Here is a 15,226-nt window from a genome sequence, read left to right on the forward strand (position 1 = left end):
CCCCTGCCTTATGAGTAATTATAACATCAATAAGGGTATTGGAAGAACGGTGGAATTTAAAGGGTTGAAAGCGCAATACTTGTTCATTTTCGCAGGTGGATTGCTCGGCACATTAATCCTGGTGATGATACTATATATGATCGGGGTTAATTCTTACATCTGTCTTTTTCTTGGAGCAGGTGGTGCTTCGCTGATTGTGTGGCAAACCTTCTCGCTGAACAGAAAATATGGCGAATACGGATTAATGAAAATAGCGGCTAATAAACGGCATCCTCGCTACATCATTTGTCGCAAGCCTGTACATCGTTATTTAAAATTTACCACTAAACCTAATGTACGATGATAAATACAGCAAAATCAACAACACTGGAAAGCAAGTTTCCATTATTGGCGGTAGAGAACAATTGTATTCTGTCAAAAGATGCGGACATTACTGCCTGCTTTGAAGTACATCTGCCGGAGCTGTTTACCGTGGCTTCTGCTGAATATGAAGCTATCCATTCCGCTTGGCATAAGGCTATCAAAACCTTGCCAGATTTCACGATAGTCCATAAACAGGATTGGTACATCAAAGAAAATTATGCGCCAGATCTGGCAAAAGATGACCAAAGTTTTCTAGCAAAATCCTACCAACGCCATTTCAATGAACGTCCTTTTCTGAACCATTATTGTTATCTGTTCATAACTAAAACGAGCAAAGAGCGTATGCGAATGCAGAGTAATTTCAGTTCGCTTTGCAGAGGAACACTGATACCGAAGGAAATCAGGGATAAGGAAGTGATACATCGCTTTATGGAAGCCATAGCACAATTTGAACGTATCGTAAACGATAGCGGGTTTATCAAACTGCAACGGTTGACCGAAGACGAAATCATAGGTACAGATGGAAAGCAGGGATTATTGGAGCAATACCTAACATTATCAAGAGAAGTTGGAACACCGATGCAAGACATTGCATTGGGTGGCGAAGAAATTCGTATTGGTAACAAAAGATTGTGCCTGCACACTTTATCTGATACCGACGATTTACCCGGAACAGTATCTGCTGATACCCGTTTTGAAAAACTATCTACCGACCGAAGCGACTGCCGTTTGTCGTTTGCTGCACCTGTGGGATTGCTGTTAAGCTGTAATCATATTTACAACCAGTATTTGTTTTTGGATAATAGCGAAGCCAACCTGCAAAAGTTTGAAAAGTCTGCAAGAAATATGCACTCGTTGGCTCGCTACAGTCGGGCAAATCAAATCAACAAAGAGTGGATAGAAAAATACCTGAATGAGGCACATAGTTTTGGACTGTCATCCATCAGAGCGCATTTCAATATTATGGCTTGGTCAGATGATGCCAACGAACTAAAACAAATAAAAAATGATAGTGGTAGCGCTTTGGCATTAATGGAATGCAAACCACGCCACAACACTACGGATGTAGCAACACTATATTGGGCAGGAATGCCGGGTAATGCAGGCGATTTTCCGAGTGAGGAAAGTTTTTACACGTTCATTGAACCTGCTTTGTGTTTTTTTACAGAAGAAACCAATTACGACAATTCGCCATCGCCATTTGGCATTAAGATGGCTGACCGATTGACCGGAAAGCCTATTCATTTGGATATATCGGATTTACCGATGAAACGGGGTATCATCACGAACCGGAACAAGTTTATACTGGGTCCTTCGGGAAGTGGAAAATCGTTTTTCACTAACCATATGGTTCGCCAATATTATGAGCAAGGTGCTCACGTTTTGTTGGTTGATACTGGCAATTCTTATCAGGGTTTATGCGAACTCATCAAAGGCAAAACCAAAGGCGAAGACGGCGTTTACTTTACTTATACCGAAGATAATCCTATTGCCTTTAATCCTTTCTACACCGATGATGGTGTGTTTGACATTGAAAAAAGAGAAAGTGTCAAAACCTTGATACTTACCCTTTGGAAACGTGATGATGAACCGCCGACCCGTTCGGAAGAAGTTGCATTATCAAATGCCGTAAGCGGTTACATCGAACGCATTAAACAAGATGATATTTTTCCATCCTTCAATGGTTTCTATGAATATGTGAAAGGCGATTATCGTAAGGTATTGGAAGAAAAACAAGTAAGGGAAAAAGACTTTGACATTGCCAATTTTCTCAATGTTTTGGAACCTTATTACAAAGGTGGCGAATATGATTATCTGTTGAATTCCGATAAACAATTAGATCTGCTTTCCAAACGCTTTATTGTGTTTGAGATTGATGCCATCAAAGACCATAAAATCCTCTTTCCAATTGTGACCATCATCATTATGGAAGTCTTCATCAACAAAATGAGAAGGCTAAAAGGTATCCGAAAACTCATCCTGATTGAAGAAGCCTGGAAAGCCATCGCCAAAGAAGGAATGGCTGAATACATCAAGTATTTATTCAAAACGGTAAGGAAGTTTTTTGGCGAAGCCATTGTGGTAACACAAGAAGTGGACGATATCATCCAATCGCCCATTGTAAAGGAAAGTATCATAAACAACAGCGATTGTAAAATCCTGCTCGACCAGCGAAAGTATATGAACAAGTTCGATGATATACAGGCAATGCTAGGACTTACAGATAAGGAAAAAGCGCAAGTACTTTCTATCAATATGAACAACGACCCATCACGACTTTACAAGGAAGTATGGATTGGCTTGGGTGGAACACACTCTGCGGTATATGCCACAGAAGTTAGTTTGGAGGAATATCTCGCATACACCACCGAAGAAACCGAAAAACTGGAAGTGATGCAACTCGCATCTGAACTGGATGGCAATGTAGAACTCGCCATTAAACACATCGCTATGCAACGGCGTGATAGTGCAAATCAATAATTCATTAACAATTTAAAATTTAAGAAAATGAAAAAAATCATTTCTATGGTGTGTATGGCATTAACGCTTGCCGTAGCACCGTCCGCAAAAGCACAATTCGTGGTTACAGATCCTGCAAATCTGGCTTCAGGCATCCTCAATAGTGCGAACGAAATTATACAGACTTCTTCCACTGTAAGCAATGTGGTTAAGAATTTTAAGGAAGTGGAAAAAGTGTATAAGCAAGGCAAAGAGTATTACGACAAACTACAGGCTATAAACAACCTTGTAAAAGATGCTCGTAAAGTGCAACAAACTGCTTTGTTGGTAGGTGATGTTTCGGAAATGTATGTGCAGAATTTTGGCAAGATGATGAACGATCCAAATTTTTCGCCACAGGAATTGGTAGCCATCGGCAACGGTTATTCTTCATTGCTAAATGAAAGTACGGAACTGCTAAAGGAATTGAAGCAGATTATAACGTCGTCCAGCCTTTCGCTAAATGACAAAGAGCGTATGGATGTTATCGACCGTGTGTACAAAGAGGTAAAGGATTATCACAGTCTTGTTCGCTATTACACCAACAAGAACATATCTGTAAGCTACCTGAGAGCGAAAAAGAAAAACGATGCCAAACGAGTGCTTGACTTGTATGGAACTTCTAACCAAAAATACTGGTAAAAATGGAATGGAATAATCTTCACGAAGTACTGCGTTCGCTGTACGATGATATGATGCCACTTGCCGGTGATATGGCAGGAGTAGCTAAAGGTGTGGCCGGATTAGGCGCTTTGTTCTATGTGGCATTAAAGGTTTGGCAGGCTTTAAGCCGAGCCGAACCAATTGATATGTTTCCATTGTTACGTCCGTTTGCTTTGGGACTTTGCATTATGTTTTTCCCAACAATCGTGTTGGGAACCATCAATGCAATTCTCAATCCGATAGTAACAGGAACCCATTCCATTCTCGAAGACCAGGTACTTGACCTCAATAAATTGCAACAGCAGAAAGACCAATTGGAATACGAAGCAATGGTAAGAAATCCCGAAACCGCATATATGGCATCGGATGAGGAATTCGATAAGAAATTGGAGGAATTGGGCTGGTCGCCTTCTGATGTGGGAACAATGGCAGGAATGTATATGGACAGGCAAGCCTACAAGATTGAGAAAGCAATAAAAGAATGGTTTCGCAATTTACTGGAAATACTTTTTCAGGCGGCAGCATTGGTTATTGATACTATAAGAACATTTTTTCTGATAGTGTTGTCCATACTCGGACCAATTGCCTTTGCTATTTCCGTGTGGGACGGTTTTCAATCCACGCTCTCGCAATGGTTTACAAGGTATATAAGTGTTTACCTCTGGCTTCCTGTTTCAGATTTGTTCAGTTCAATGTTGGCAAGGATACAATCGCTGATATTGGAACGGGACATCGAAATGCTTGCCGACCCAACCTATATACCCGATACTTCCAATACTGTGTATATCATTTTTATGATAATTGGTATCGTGGGGTATTTTACAATTCCAACGGTAACGGGCTGGATTATTCAGGCAGGGGGTGCCGGAAACTTTACCCGTAATGTTAACCAAGCTGCAATGAAATCGGGAAATCTTGCCGGAGCCGGAGCTGGTTCAGTTGCAGGAAATATTGGTGGCAGGCTAATCAATAAGTAAACAAAATTAATCATTTAAGAAATGGAATTTAAAACACTCAGAAATATCGAAAACAGCTTTAGACAGATAAGGTTGTATGCCATTGTGTTTGCCGTTCTATGCATTAGCGTTGTAGGATATGCCGTATGGCAGTCCTACAGCTTTGCAACAGAACAACGCCAAAAAATTTATGTACTGGACAATGGAAAATCATTGATGTTGGCTCTTTCGCAAGATGCGTCCATCAACCGCCCGGTTGAGGCAAGGGAACACGTAAGACGTTTTCACGAACTCTTTTTTACACTTGCACCCGACAAAAATGCCATTGAAAGCAATATGAAACGGGCGTTCAATCTTGCCGATAAAAGTGCCTTTGATTATTACAAAGATCTTTCCGAAAAAGGCTATTATAACCGTATCATATCGGGTAATGTACAGCAACGTATCGAGGTGGATAGTGTGGTCTGCAATTTCGACAATCATCCTTATGCAGTGCGTACTTACGCTAAGCAATTCATCATCCGTTCCAGCAATGTGACAAAGCGAAGCTTGGTAACGTCCTGTTTCCTTGTAAACTCTGTCCGTTCAGACAATAACCCGCAAGGTTTCAATATTGAAAAATTTGCCGTGGTAGAGAATAAGGACATTGAAGTTATTCAACGTTAAAATCAAAGATTATGAAACAGTTACTTGATTTAGACACATTCGTGAAAACACTGACAGATAAAGGATACAACGGTTACTTCCAAACGGAAGCATCTTATCCTGGCAAGTTAAAAGAAAGCATTAGTGAATACTTGGAAGCCTCTCACAACGGTACAAAAAAACCGAATAGACACGAACTTTTTTTATTATCGACTTACCTCCAATGGAATGGAGATGACAAGCCGAGGATTGAATGTAATATGTGGATAAGACATGAAAACGGCATTTTCGATGTACAAAAGATGGACATTGAAAGGACAGACCGCTACGGACAACTATTGAAGAAATCAGAACTAACAAATCTTTCAACAGGTTCGGTTCCTATATTAAAGGAAGCCGTAGCCGAAGTGTCTGAAGATCCTAAACAACACATTTCTTCCCAAAAAAGAGGGTTTAAAATGTGATAGCCAATAATAATTTAAGACATGAAAAAATTAAGAGCAAATATGGATAGGTATTTTAACAAGTTGGACGAACGATGGCTGGCATTACCCGTTGGAAAACAGCATAAATACACCTTATACTTTTTTATAGGCTATCTACTTCTTACCGCAGGAGTTATTTTAAAAGTATGGTATGATGCAGGCAAAGCCGATAACAATTTGGTCATTGAGCATATCGAAAATCCTGTTCTCAAAAAGAAAGAAAGTCCTGAAAAACTGAAGGACACATTGACAACAATTTTTAAAAATAAATTTTATGAAAGAAAATGAAAAAAGGGTCAGCATTCTGGTTGAGGAAGGCGACCAAAACAAAGTATCCAACCTTACGGAGGATAAAAAGAGTGCCATTGAACGATTTAAAAAACCACTCATTTTTGGTTTAATGGGGATTGTTTTTATTGGTTGTTTATACCTGATATTTAAACCCTCGGCAGATAAAAAAGAAATGGAAAACATCGGACTAAACGATGCTTTTCCACAGGCTACCGAAGCAGGAATGCAGGATGATAAACAAAAAGCTTATGAGCAAGATATGCTGGAACAGAAAGACCAGGAAAGCCGAAATGCCCTAACTACGCTATCGGATTATTGGAATACCGATAGCACACAGCAGACTAAAGAAGAATTGCCCGAAGAAGACCAAAACAATGGTATGATGACTGGAAAATCGGGCACTTCTACACTAAACAGTTACCGAAATGCACAAAGCACATTAGGTTCATTTTATCAGGATAATAACAGCGAAACACAAGAACTACGCAGGCAATTGGACGAACTAAAAGAAAAATTGGCTGAAAAAGATATACCTGTCGGTGTAACTGTAAATGACCAATTGACGTTGATGGAAAAATCGTATCAGATGGCTTCAAAGTATCTGCCTTCGGGAGGAAATACCGAAAAACCTGTAAGCACCGACAGTGCTAGCCGAGGTTCTTCTTCAAATTCTCAGAAAGAATATTTTGTAGCATTCACACCTACAAGAAAGAAAGCTGTATCGGCTTTGTACAGAGAACCTACGGATAGTGCTTTTTTAGCCGACTGGAGCGAAAAAAAAAACCGAGGTTTCTATACTGCTGGAACAGTAGAGCAAGTCGCTCAACCAAAAAATAGCGTAAAAGCCAGCATACAGGAAACACAGACCATTATTGGCGAAAGCGGTGTACGACTGCGTTTGTTAGAACCTGCACAAACGCCAAACCGTACCATTCCGCAGGGAACAATTTTAACGGCAATCGGAAAGTTTCAAGGTGGCAGGTTACAGTTAAAAGTTACATCTATTGAGCTTGAGGGCAATATTATCCCAGTAGATATAACCATCTACGACCTCGATGGTCAGCAGGGTTTGTACGTTCCCTATTCGCCAGAACGTAATGCAGTTACCGACATCGTAGCCAATATGGGAAATGCCACAGGTTCAAGCTTCAGTATGAACTCGTCAACAGGACAACAGATTGGTTCCGACCTCAGTAAAAGTGCCGTACAAGGTATTTCGGGTTATTTCGCCAAAAAAATACGAACACCAAAAGTTACGCTAAAAGCAGGACATCAAGTTTTCCTTGTTTCTAAAAAATAATATTGAACTCAAATAATTAAGAAAATGAAAAATCATATAAAAACTTTTTGGGCTTTTGCCCTTATCATCGGCTTTGCCGTAAACACTTTTGCACAAGACAGTATAAAAGCACCGCTAAATTTAGGCAAGATAGAACCGTACCAAATGCAAGTAACTTATGACAAGACTACTCATTTGATTTTCCCAACCGCCATACGTTATGTGGATTTGGGAAGCGAATACCTGATTGCAGGAAAAGCAGAAGATGCGGAAAACGTACTTCGTGTAAAAGCATCGGTAAAAGATTTCGAAACGGAAACCAATTTTTCGGTCATTACAAATGACGGTCGCTTTTACAGCTTCAATGTATATTATAGTGCTTATCCGGAAGCGTTGAGTTACGATCTGCTGACAATGCAAAAAGCAGTGGATAAGGAAAATGGAAATGATGTGCTTTTTGAAGAATTGGGTAACAATTCGCCATCATTGTCAGGTTTGCTTTTGGAAACGATTTACAAAAAAGACCAGCGAATTGTAAAGCATATCGGTGCTAAAAGTTTCGGTATTCAGTTTATCCTAAAAGGAATTTACATACACAATGGCAAATACTATTTCCATACAGAATTGAGAAACCGTACCAATGTGCCTTTCGGAATTGATTTTATCAATTTCAAAGTAGTAGATAAAAAAGTAGCCAAGCGTACCGTAGTGCAGGAAAGACCAATGATACCATTACGTACTTATAAGCCATTGAATGAGATTGGCGGGAAAGCAATCGAACAAAACGTATTCCTTTTAGACCAGTTTACCATTGCCGATGACAAGGTTTTGCTGATTGAAATCTTTGAGAAAAACGGTGGCAGACACCAAACGCTTCAGGTAGAAAATTCGGATTTAATCAAGGCTCGTTTGGTTAATGATATGCACCTGAAATTTTAATAACCTATTAAAACAATAAGATGATAAAGTATATCCATACCGTAATGCTTGTGTTAATGGGCATTACCGCTACACAGGCACAACGAATGTTACCTAAGCAAAAAGGCTTGGAAGTAAGTGCTGGTGTATTGTCTAATGATAAAATCGGAAACGATTATTACATCAATGTAGCAATGACCGTAAATGGCAAAAACGGCAATTACCAATTTTGGGCGTTGGAATATACGCACCAATACCATTCTTATAAAGACTTGCGCATTCCGAAGGAAACTTATACTGCTGAAGGCGGTTACAGTTTATTCCTTTTAGGCGATGCCCGAAAAAACATAACGCTTAATACTGGAATATCTGGCGTCATCGGTTATGAAACCATCAACCGAGGCGAAGCAATGTTGGATGACGGAGCGAAAATAGTGAGTGAAGACAATTTCATTTACGGAGCTGGCGGTAGGTTGACTTTTGAAACGTATCTGTCCGACCGATTTGTATTAGTCCTGCAAGGACGTACAAAGGTTTTATGGGGTACGGATATGAAACAATTCCGACCGTCCGCAGGTGTGGGATTAAGGTTTAACTTTTAAAACGTATAATAATGACAACATTTTTCAAACAATTCAAAAGAGGATTACTGCCAGTATATGTATTGCTGGTAATCCTCACAAGTTCGGTTACTTTGGTATCTTGTAGCAAAGATGATGAACTCGAAATACAGAACGATTTTCCTTTTGAAGTGCAGGTTATGCCTGTTCAAAAAGATGTATCGAATGGGCAAACCGTAGAAATAAGGATGGCGATAAAGCGAAGCGGTAATTACAGCGATACGCAATATTTTATCCGTTATTTTCAGTTTGATGGTCAGGGAACTTTAAGATATTCTAATGAACTTGCGTACTTACCAAACGATTTATATCCTTTACCAACAGAGCAGTTCCGATTGTATTACACTTCTTCATGCACTGTGTCGCAATCATTTGATGTATGGATTTCTGATAGTTTTGGAAATGAGAAGAAACTCACTTTCCAATTCAATAGTAGCGATTAACAAATAAAATCCTGTCCACAAGACAGGATTTTTTTATACTACCACGCTCACATTTTATATTTTTGTGATGTAGTGAAACAAATATTTTTTTTGTAAATTCATATTTATAAATGTAATAGCTATTATTATGGTTGCATCATTAGTTATAGGGATACTATTTTTGGTTTTAGGCTTGGCACTTCGCTATTGGATAAATCGTAGAAAGTTTTACAGGCGTAGTCCTATGGGTGCCGAAAGTTTTTCTTCTTACGAAAAATCGATTGGCATTAAATTCATTGAACGAGTTGGCAAATGGGTAGCCTATGCACTGATTATTTTTGGGCTATTGTCGTTATGGGTTTATTCACGCGAAAAAAATGATAATGAAAAACAGAAAGTGGAGATAGAAACCGAACCAACCGACCAACGCAGATAGTGATTTTTAAAATACGGTTGTAAGAAAATCGGATAACCCCAAAGGGTATCCGATTTTTTTTGTGCCGGTTAGTAAAAGCCACATATTTCTTTTAAATGCCAACAAATTCAAACGTTATCAATCCTTTTAAAAGCCTTTATAAATTAGATTTCATACCAAAATTGAGCAGAAATGGAAGTAATCGCAATACAGAAATCTTCATTGGATGGAAATAAAAATGAACTGAAAGAGCCTTTAGGAATGGCGAAAAGAGAAGATAAATTACTGCCATACATCCAAATAGGGGGGGATCATTTTTAAACAAACAGATATACTCACTGAACTAGAGCATAATTATTTAAACAATAAAGCCAGTAACTAATAGGTTTTTTGCCCCAATTGGTTTTAAAGATATGATGAGTATCTAAAGCAGTTTAGTATCTTTGTAACGAAATATAGAAAATCTTAAAGTGTTTTTACTTTAAGTCCCACATTGAAAACTGGTAATTTTTAGACAACGGGACAATAAGAAAGAACACCTATGCCATAGGCGTAGGTGCTCGCTTATTCGTTGTCGGGTATACCAGTACCTCAATGTGCGTTAAGTGTAGTGGTCTGCGCCTTATTTTTTGTGCAGGGCTACATCAATTTCACAAAAGTATGATGATATGGAAACTGGTACAACACAAGAAAAAATTACCTTAGCTTTTATAAATGACAAAAGTCCAATTTTGGATATAACTTGCAACGACCTAGTTGCCTCAGGAATGGATGTTTTATTCCGCTCAGAAAATATCGAAGGCGGATTATCTCAGTTATTAACATTAAAAACACTTCCCAAAGTATGTATTATTGATCTTGATTTTTACAACAGGAATGTGCTGGCAGAACTTCAAGAATTGAGAGCACTATATCCAACAATAAAACTTATTGCTCATAGTGATATTGATGATCAGAAAGTCGGTAAAGATTTGTTAGATATTGGTTTTTCGAGTTATTTGCTTATCGGAAGTGGTAAAGATGATTTTAGAAAAGTCGTTGAAGGGGTTATCAATTAGGGACATGGTATATTAAATGATTTCTAGCCATCGAAATAGCAACAAATTTAATGAATTAAAAATATTAATTAAAAAGTGCTAAGTCAAAAACCAAACATAATCCAGCGACGTTCTTTTGCTTCTCCTATGTTTGTATAATATAATCTAAGTGAGGAAAAGTGAGATAGATTTTGCTTTAAAGAGCTTAATAGTATTTTCAAGCGAAGAAACTGCCTCTTCTTCTTTTACCTCCTATGTTTGTATAATATAATCTAAGTGAGGAAGAGTGAGAGCAGATTTTGCTTTAAATAGCTTAATAGTATATTCAAGAAAAGAAACTGCCTCCTCTTCTTTTACCTTTTAGAATCTGAACAGAATGTAAGGAATTCACCCACAAACATTGGGTTGTATAGCCAGTATATCCATTCAGGAGAAAAGATGTAGAAAGGTTATCACTTACCTAAACCAGATAAGATGAAGGTATTATTAAAACAGACAGTAGGAATTGATGTCGCACAAAATGAATTAGTTGTATCGCTTGGTCGAATGGATCAACAGATAAGCATAGAAGTTTATGCCTATAAAGTATTTCCCAACACACAAAAAGGATTTTCCAGTCTTGTATCATGGGTAAATAAGCAAACATTAACTAATGTAGAGGTACGGTATGTGATGGAAGCTACCGGAGTTTACCATGAATCCTTAGCTTATTACCTTTGCACTAATCAAAAACAAGTTAGTATCGTTTTACCAAACAAAATCAGTAATTATGTAAGGACACTTGACATAAAAACTATTACCGACAAGAGTGCTTCACAAGCCATTGCAAGATTTGGCTTGGAAAGGCAATTAGAAGTATGGCAACCTCCATTAAAAATATTCAATGATTTGAGACAGCTTTGTCGAGAACGAGAACAACTGGTACAGGAACGGACTATGTTAAAAAATCAGCTACATGCTGAGCGTACTTCTGCAACATCTAGCGAAAAATCAATAAAACGTACCAAGAAAAGAATTGCCATGATTGATAAGCAGGAAAAGGAAATAATGGAGGAAATTGCTGCACTTATCAAAGGAGATGAAGCTATAGCTAAAAAGATGAAAGTAATAACTTCTATACCAGGAATAGGAAATCTGACTGCTGTCACCATTATCGCTGAAACCAACGGATTTGAATTAATAAAAAATAAAAGACAGTTGGTAAGCTATGCTGGATTGGATGTAAGGGAAAAAACATCTGGAACTTCTGTGAAATCTAAACCCCGAATATCCAAGCGGGGTAATCGGAATTTAAGGAAAGTAATGCACTTCCCCGCATTGGCTGCAATCAGAACCGATGAAAACTTCAAATGTATTTTCTTAAGATTGGCTTCAAGGCATGGCATTAAAATGAAAGCAATTGTTGCCATTCAAAGAAAGCTTCTGGAGCTAACGTATATCCTATGGAAATCAAATACGTCTTATTGCCCAAATTATCACAATCAGAGTACTACAACAGAAACAATAACCATGTAATAAAATGAAAAAAGGGTAGCTGTTTTATATGCTACCCAATAATAAATATGCAAAACAAGATGAATTCTCAGTAAGAAATTCATCCGCAGTGTTATGCTTTCTCACGAACAATTCTGTTAACCTTCATTATTATTTTGCAAGTTTTAGAATGCGATACGCACCTTTTGCCACAATTAGGAATACAAGCGCTCCAATAATAAGATCGGGATAACTTGAATTGAGCCAATTAACTAAAAGACCAGCAACAATAACTCCCGAATTGATAATGACATCATTTGATGTGAATATCATCGAAGCCTGCATATGCGCTTCTTTACTTTTGTTCTTTTGTAAGAGATAAAGGCAAAATACGTTTGCAATCAATGCTAAAACTGAAACGACAATCATTGTTTTGAAATCGGGCATAGCTTCAATTCCCATAAAACGTCTGATCACTTCAACGAAACCTACAATAGCAAGTAAGACTTGGAAGTATCCTGCAAATCTGGCGATGTTGTTTTTTAGGGCGATTGTTCCACCAACAGCGATTAATGCCAATGCGTAAACGACACTGTCTGCAAGCATATCCAAGCTATCGGCTATCAATCCCATTGAACCTGAAAAAATACCGAACAACATTTCCAGTCCAAAAAACAGGAAGTTGATAATCAACACGATCCAAAGTAATTTCCGTTGCTTGTTGCTTGTATCTGTTTCAACAACAAAATTGCTTTTTTCAGTTGAAACCAATGTCGTATTTAGGTTCAGTGTTCCCAAAGCCAAAAAAATTGGCTCTGGGTTTCCATTGTGATAAACGTCCAATTTTCTATTGGCTATATCAAATTCCAATCCTTTTACCGTATCAAAGTCTTGCAGTTTCATACGGATTAATTGCTCCTCGCTTGGGCAATCCATTTTAGTTATATTGAATATGGTTTTTTCCATTTGTTTTAAAGCTTGAATTTTATTCCTCCGTTAATCACAAATCCGTCCAAAGGTGCATAAATGTCTTTAAAAACCGGATTGGTTATTGTTCCTGTATAAATGCTACCAAAGCGTGTTTGTCGGGTGTCAAGGAAGTTTTCAAAGTTGATGTACAGAGAAAATCTTTCCCAAATCTTTTCAGCCATAAACCCGGTAATAAAGTAACCTTTGCCCGTAGTTCCATTATTCAGTTTTTGAGGACTGAAATAATAGGCTTCCAGACCAACTTTCCATTTGTCTTCTATTTCATACATCAGGATGGAATTAATGCGGTGCTTTGGCGTTAACGGGCTTTCTACAGTCATTCCATTTTGGTTTAATCGAGCATCTGTATAAGTGTATCCCAAAAATAATTTCAGGTCATCGTAACCAATTTTAATATTGGTTTCTGTTCCTTTAGTATGAATATAACCTGGAGAATTAACGAACTGATACAGATTTGCAGAGGGGTTTTCAAGTAACAAGGGATTATCCAGATAGGTGTAAAAGAACAATTGGTTTATGCTAAATGACCAATCTTCCCCAATGTAGGTGCGGTAATTGATGTCTGCATTTGCTCCATAACTTTTTTCCAATTTATTGATTTTGTTGTCAATAGGCATTACATTTTGATATTGTAGGCGTTCGCTTTCTTCTGTAAAAATGGTTGGTGTTTTATACCCAAATCCACCTCCAATACGTGAAGTCAATCCGTTTGCAATCTTAAACAATGCAGATACTCTTGGCAAAAATACAGCTCCGTAATCTATCACGTAATCCGTTCTTAAACCCGCTTCTAATTGAAGCCAATCAGTAGCCTTAAAAGAATTTTGAACGAAAGCTCCGAATGTGTTTTGGCTGTAATCCCTCAACGGAAATGCAGTAATCTGCTTTTCTTTAAAATTGTCTGTCCAAATATTGACCCCTGCTACCCATTCCGATTTTTCTGTACTGTTGGTATAATTTGCTTCTGTAAAAGTTGCGGTTTGTGTTCCCTCAAACTGATAGTTGGGAATTGTTGTATTTCGGTTAAAATAACTCACGCTATTTTTAATTTGAAAAGAACTTTTTTCATCAATTAAGTGGTCGAAAACAAATTGTGTGGAATAGCGTTGTGTTTTATTTTTCTCGAAATATTGATGTGTGTTATCTCCTTTACCTTTGATGTAAAGCATATCACCTCCCAAACGGTTTTCGATAGTTGTATTGACACCGAAATTCATTTTTGTTTTATCATTGAAATAAACAAACAATTTAGGGTTCAGTACAAAACGTTCAAATTTTGGAATGGCAGAAAAACCAATTTTTGCTGGGTCGTAAGCTCCGTTTCTATTATGCGAAGCAAATATGGTTGTTCCGATTTTCTTAAACTTCTGTCCGTAAAAACCGTTGATGTCTAAACCTCCACCTGATGTTCCGTTTAAATGAAAACGCAAATCCCTTTCTTCCGTTGGTGTCTTGGAAATCAGGTTTACCAAACCTGCTATTGCTCCACCACCATACAGCGTAGATGTAGAACCTTTGATAACTTCAACCTGCTTTAAGTCAAGCGGTGGAATTTGCAACAAACCTAATCCGCTTGAAGCACCCGAAAAAATAGGAAAGCCGTCTTTCAAGATTTGCGTATATCTTCCGTCAAGTCCTTGAATACGGATACTTGCATTGGCACTTGTGGGCGAAGTGGTTTGTACGTGAATACCTGTACTTTCCGCCAAGAGCATACGAATATCCCCAGGTTTCATATTGCCTTTTTCGCCCAATTCTTCACTTCCGATAAATTCAATGCGGGTAGGAATATTTTGTATGCTCCTTGTACTTCTTGTAGAAGATATAACCACTTCCTCTAACTCCTCTGAACTTTCTTTGAGTAAGATTTCAATAACGCTGGTGTCCTTTAATGGAAATTCCAATGTATCAATACGTTCATTAAAGCCTACGTAACTAAAATGTATTTCCTGTACACCGTCAGGAACATTTACTATTATGATTTGACCATTTTCGTTGGATGTCGCTGCAAGCGAGGTTCCTTTTATAGATGCCGTCACACCAATCAAAGGATCTTTGTTTTCACTGTTTCTAATAACAGCATTTAAATTGTTTTGTGCAAATACACAGAGATTTAGTGTCATAAAAAATGACATAAAGAGTATTTTTTTCATTATATGAAAAATTATTA

The 15,226-nt window shown here is 37.9% G+C and carries 17 protein-coding genes; 15 read left to right on the forward strand and 2 right to left on the reverse strand.

Annotated features, from left to right (window positions below; all coding sequences use genetic code 11):
* Positions 1-10: 10 nt before the first annotated feature.
* From E0F89_RS14755 to E0F89_RS14820, 15 genes are all read left to right on the forward strand, one after another.
* Entirely contained in the window at positions 11-343 is a 333-nt protein-coding gene (locus tag E0F89_RS14755; protein WP_074590698.1) for a DUF4133 domain-containing protein, read from the forward strand.
* Positions 340-2,844, forward strand: a complete 2,505-nt coding sequence (locus E0F89_RS14760; RefSeq protein ID WP_131910542.1) for a TraG family conjugative transposon ATPase — start codon at positions 340-342, stop codon at positions 2,842-2,844. Before E0F89_RS14755 ends, E0F89_RS14760 begins: the two co-directional genes overlap by 4 nt.
* 27 nt (positions 2,845-2,871) lie before the next feature.
* Positions 2,872-3,504 (forward strand): DUF4141 domain-containing protein, encoded by a 633-nt coding sequence (locus E0F89_RS14765; protein WP_131910543.1) that lies wholly within the window; start codon positions 2,872-2,874, stop codon positions 3,502-3,504.
* A 2-nt stretch (positions 3,505-3,506) separates the two neighbouring features.
* On the forward strand, positions 3,507-4,502 hold the full coding sequence (gene traJ, locus E0F89_RS14770; protein ID WP_131910544.1) for a conjugative transposon protein TraJ: 996 nt from the start codon (positions 3,507-3,509) through the stop codon (positions 4,500-4,502).
* 21 nt (positions 4,503-4,523) lie between these two features.
* Positions 4,524-5,147 carry a conjugative transposon protein TraK gene (gene traK / locus E0F89_RS14775; RefSeq protein ID WP_131910545.1) on the forward strand — a complete coding sequence of 208 codons (624 nt, stop codon included), beginning with the start codon at positions 4,524-4,526 and terminating at the stop codon, positions 5,145-5,147.
* 11 nt (positions 5,148-5,158) lie between these two features.
* A complete protein-coding gene (locus tag E0F89_RS14780; RefSeq protein WP_131910546.1) occupies positions 5,159-5,590 on the forward strand; it encodes a hypothetical protein in 432 nt (143 codons plus the stop codon).
* 21 nt (positions 5,591-5,611) lie between these two features.
* Entirely contained in the window at positions 5,612-5,899 is a 288-nt protein-coding gene (locus E0F89_RS14785; RefSeq protein WP_131910547.1) for a nitrogen regulatory IIA protein, read from the forward strand.
* Positions 5,886-7,202 carry a conjugative transposon protein TraM gene (gene traM, locus E0F89_RS14790; RefSeq protein ID WP_131910548.1) on the forward strand — a complete coding sequence of 439 codons (1,317 nt, stop codon included), beginning with the start codon at positions 5,886-5,888 and terminating at the stop codon, positions 7,200-7,202. The genes E0F89_RS14785 and traM overlap by 14 nt, the downstream gene beginning before the upstream one ends.
* Before the next feature lie 24 nt (positions 7,203-7,226).
* A complete protein-coding gene (gene traN, locus E0F89_RS14795; protein ID WP_131910549.1) occupies positions 7,227-8,120 on the forward strand; it encodes a conjugative transposon protein TraN in 894 nt (297 codons plus the stop codon).
* A 20-nt stretch (positions 8,121-8,140) separates the two neighbouring features.
* Complete coding sequence (locus tag E0F89_RS14800) at positions 8,141-8,701, forward strand: conjugal transfer protein TraO (protein WP_131910550.1); 561 nt, start codon at positions 8,141-8,143, stop codon at positions 8,699-8,701.
* Between the two features lie 11 nt (positions 8,702-8,712).
* On the forward strand, positions 8,713-9,162 hold the full coding sequence (locus E0F89_RS14805) for a DUF3872 domain-containing protein (protein ID WP_131910551.1): 450 nt from the start codon (positions 8,713-8,715) through the stop codon (positions 9,160-9,162).
* A gap of 127 nt (positions 9,163-9,289) precedes the next feature.
* Positions 9,290-9,577, forward strand: a complete 288-nt coding sequence (locus E0F89_RS14810) for a molybdenum ABC transporter permease (RefSeq protein ID WP_131910552.1) — start codon at positions 9,290-9,292, stop codon at positions 9,575-9,577.
* A gap of 171 nt (positions 9,578-9,748) precedes the next feature.
* Entirely contained in the window at positions 9,749-9,877 is a 129-nt protein-coding gene (locus E0F89_RS17485) for a hypothetical protein (RefSeq protein WP_255673697.1), read from the forward strand.
* Positions 9,878-10,224: 347 nt separating this feature from the next.
* On the forward strand, positions 10,225-10,614 hold the full coding sequence (locus E0F89_RS14815) for a response regulator (protein WP_131910553.1): 390 nt from the start codon (positions 10,225-10,227) through the stop codon (positions 10,612-10,614).
* Between the two features lie 453 nt (positions 10,615-11,067).
* Positions 11,068-12,108: an IS110 family RNA-guided transposase gene (locus E0F89_RS14820; protein WP_045752355.1), complete on the forward strand. Its 1,041-nt coding sequence runs from the start codon at positions 11,068-11,070 to the stop codon at positions 12,106-12,108.
* Positions 12,109-12,237: 129 nt separating this feature from the next.
* On the opposite strand, the gene E0F89_RS14825 is transcribed toward E0F89_RS14820, so the two are convergent.
* Together E0F89_RS14825 and E0F89_RS14830 are read right to left on the reverse strand one after the other, a co-directional pair.
* Entirely contained in the window at positions 12,238-13,032 is a 795-nt protein-coding gene (locus tag E0F89_RS14825; RefSeq protein WP_045752356.1) for a cation transporter, read from the reverse strand.
* 5 nt (positions 13,033-13,037) lie between these two features.
* Entirely contained in the window at positions 13,038-15,209 is a 2,172-nt protein-coding gene (locus tag E0F89_RS14830; RefSeq protein WP_086452611.1) for a TonB-dependent receptor, read from the reverse strand.
* Positions 15,210-15,226: the final 17 nt, after the last annotated feature.

Origin of the sequence: Flavobacterium caseinilyticum, assembly GCF_004349085.1 — a bacterium.
Taxonomy (GTDB): Bacteria; Bacteroidota; Bacteroidia; order Flavobacteriales; family Flavobacteriaceae; genus Flavobacterium; species Flavobacterium caseinilyticum.

What these genes read in the sequence shown, in the direction of transcription:
- E0F89_RS14755 (WP_074590698.1), top strand. Translation starts at nt 11, where the DNA reads ATGAGTAATTATAACATCAATAAGGGTATTGGAAGAACGGTGGAATTT.
- E0F89_RS14760 (WP_131910542.1), top strand. Translation starts at nt 340, where the DNA reads ATGATAAATACAGCAAAATCAACAACACTGGAAAGCAAGTTTCCATTA.
- E0F89_RS14765 (WP_131910543.1), top strand. Translation starts at nt 2,872, where the DNA reads ATGAAAAAAATCATTTCTATGGTGTGTATGGCATTAACGCTTGCCGTA.
- traJ (WP_131910544.1), top strand. Translation starts at nt 3,507, where the DNA reads ATGGAATGGAATAATCTTCACGAAGTACTGCGTTCGCTGTACGATGAT.
- traK (WP_131910545.1), top strand. Translation starts at nt 4,524, where the DNA reads ATGGAATTTAAAACACTCAGAAATATCGAAAACAGCTTTAGACAGATA.
- E0F89_RS14780 (WP_131910546.1), top strand. Translation starts at nt 5,159, where the DNA reads ATGAAACAGTTACTTGATTTAGACACATTCGTGAAAACACTGACAGAT.
- E0F89_RS14785 (WP_131910547.1), top strand. Translation starts at nt 5,612, where the DNA reads ATGAAAAAATTAAGAGCAAATATGGATAGGTATTTTAACAAGTTGGAC.
- traM (WP_131910548.1), top strand. Translation starts at nt 5,886, where the DNA reads ATGAAAGAAAATGAAAAAAGGGTCAGCATTCTGGTTGAGGAAGGCGAC.
- traN (WP_131910549.1), top strand. Translation starts at nt 7,227, where the DNA reads ATGAAAAATCATATAAAAACTTTTTGGGCTTTTGCCCTTATCATCGGC.
- E0F89_RS14800 (WP_131910550.1), top strand. Translation starts at nt 8,141, where the DNA reads ATGATAAAGTATATCCATACCGTAATGCTTGTGTTAATGGGCATTACC.
- E0F89_RS14805 (WP_131910551.1), top strand. Translation starts at nt 8,713, where the DNA reads ATGACAACATTTTTCAAACAATTCAAAAGAGGATTACTGCCAGTATAT.
- E0F89_RS14810 (WP_131910552.1), top strand. Translation starts at nt 9,290, where the DNA reads ATGGTTGCATCATTAGTTATAGGGATACTATTTTTGGTTTTAGGCTTG.
- E0F89_RS17485 (WP_255673697.1), top strand. Translation starts at nt 9,749, where the DNA reads ATGGAAGTAATCGCAATACAGAAATCTTCATTGGATGGAAATAAAAAT.
- E0F89_RS14815 (WP_131910553.1), top strand. Translation starts at nt 10,225, where the DNA reads ATGGAAACTGGTACAACACAAGAAAAAATTACCTTAGCTTTTATAAAT.
- E0F89_RS14820 (WP_045752355.1), top strand. Translation starts at nt 11,068, where the DNA reads ATGAAGGTATTATTAAAACAGACAGTAGGAATTGATGTCGCACAAAAT.
- E0F89_RS14825 (WP_045752356.1), bottom strand. Translation starts at nt 13,032, where the DNA reads ATGGAAAAAACCATATTCAATATAACTAAAATGGATTGCCCAAGCGAG.
- E0F89_RS14830 (WP_086452611.1), bottom strand. Translation starts at nt 15,209, where the DNA reads ATGAAAAAAATACTCTTTATGTCATTTTTTATGACACTAAATCTCTGT.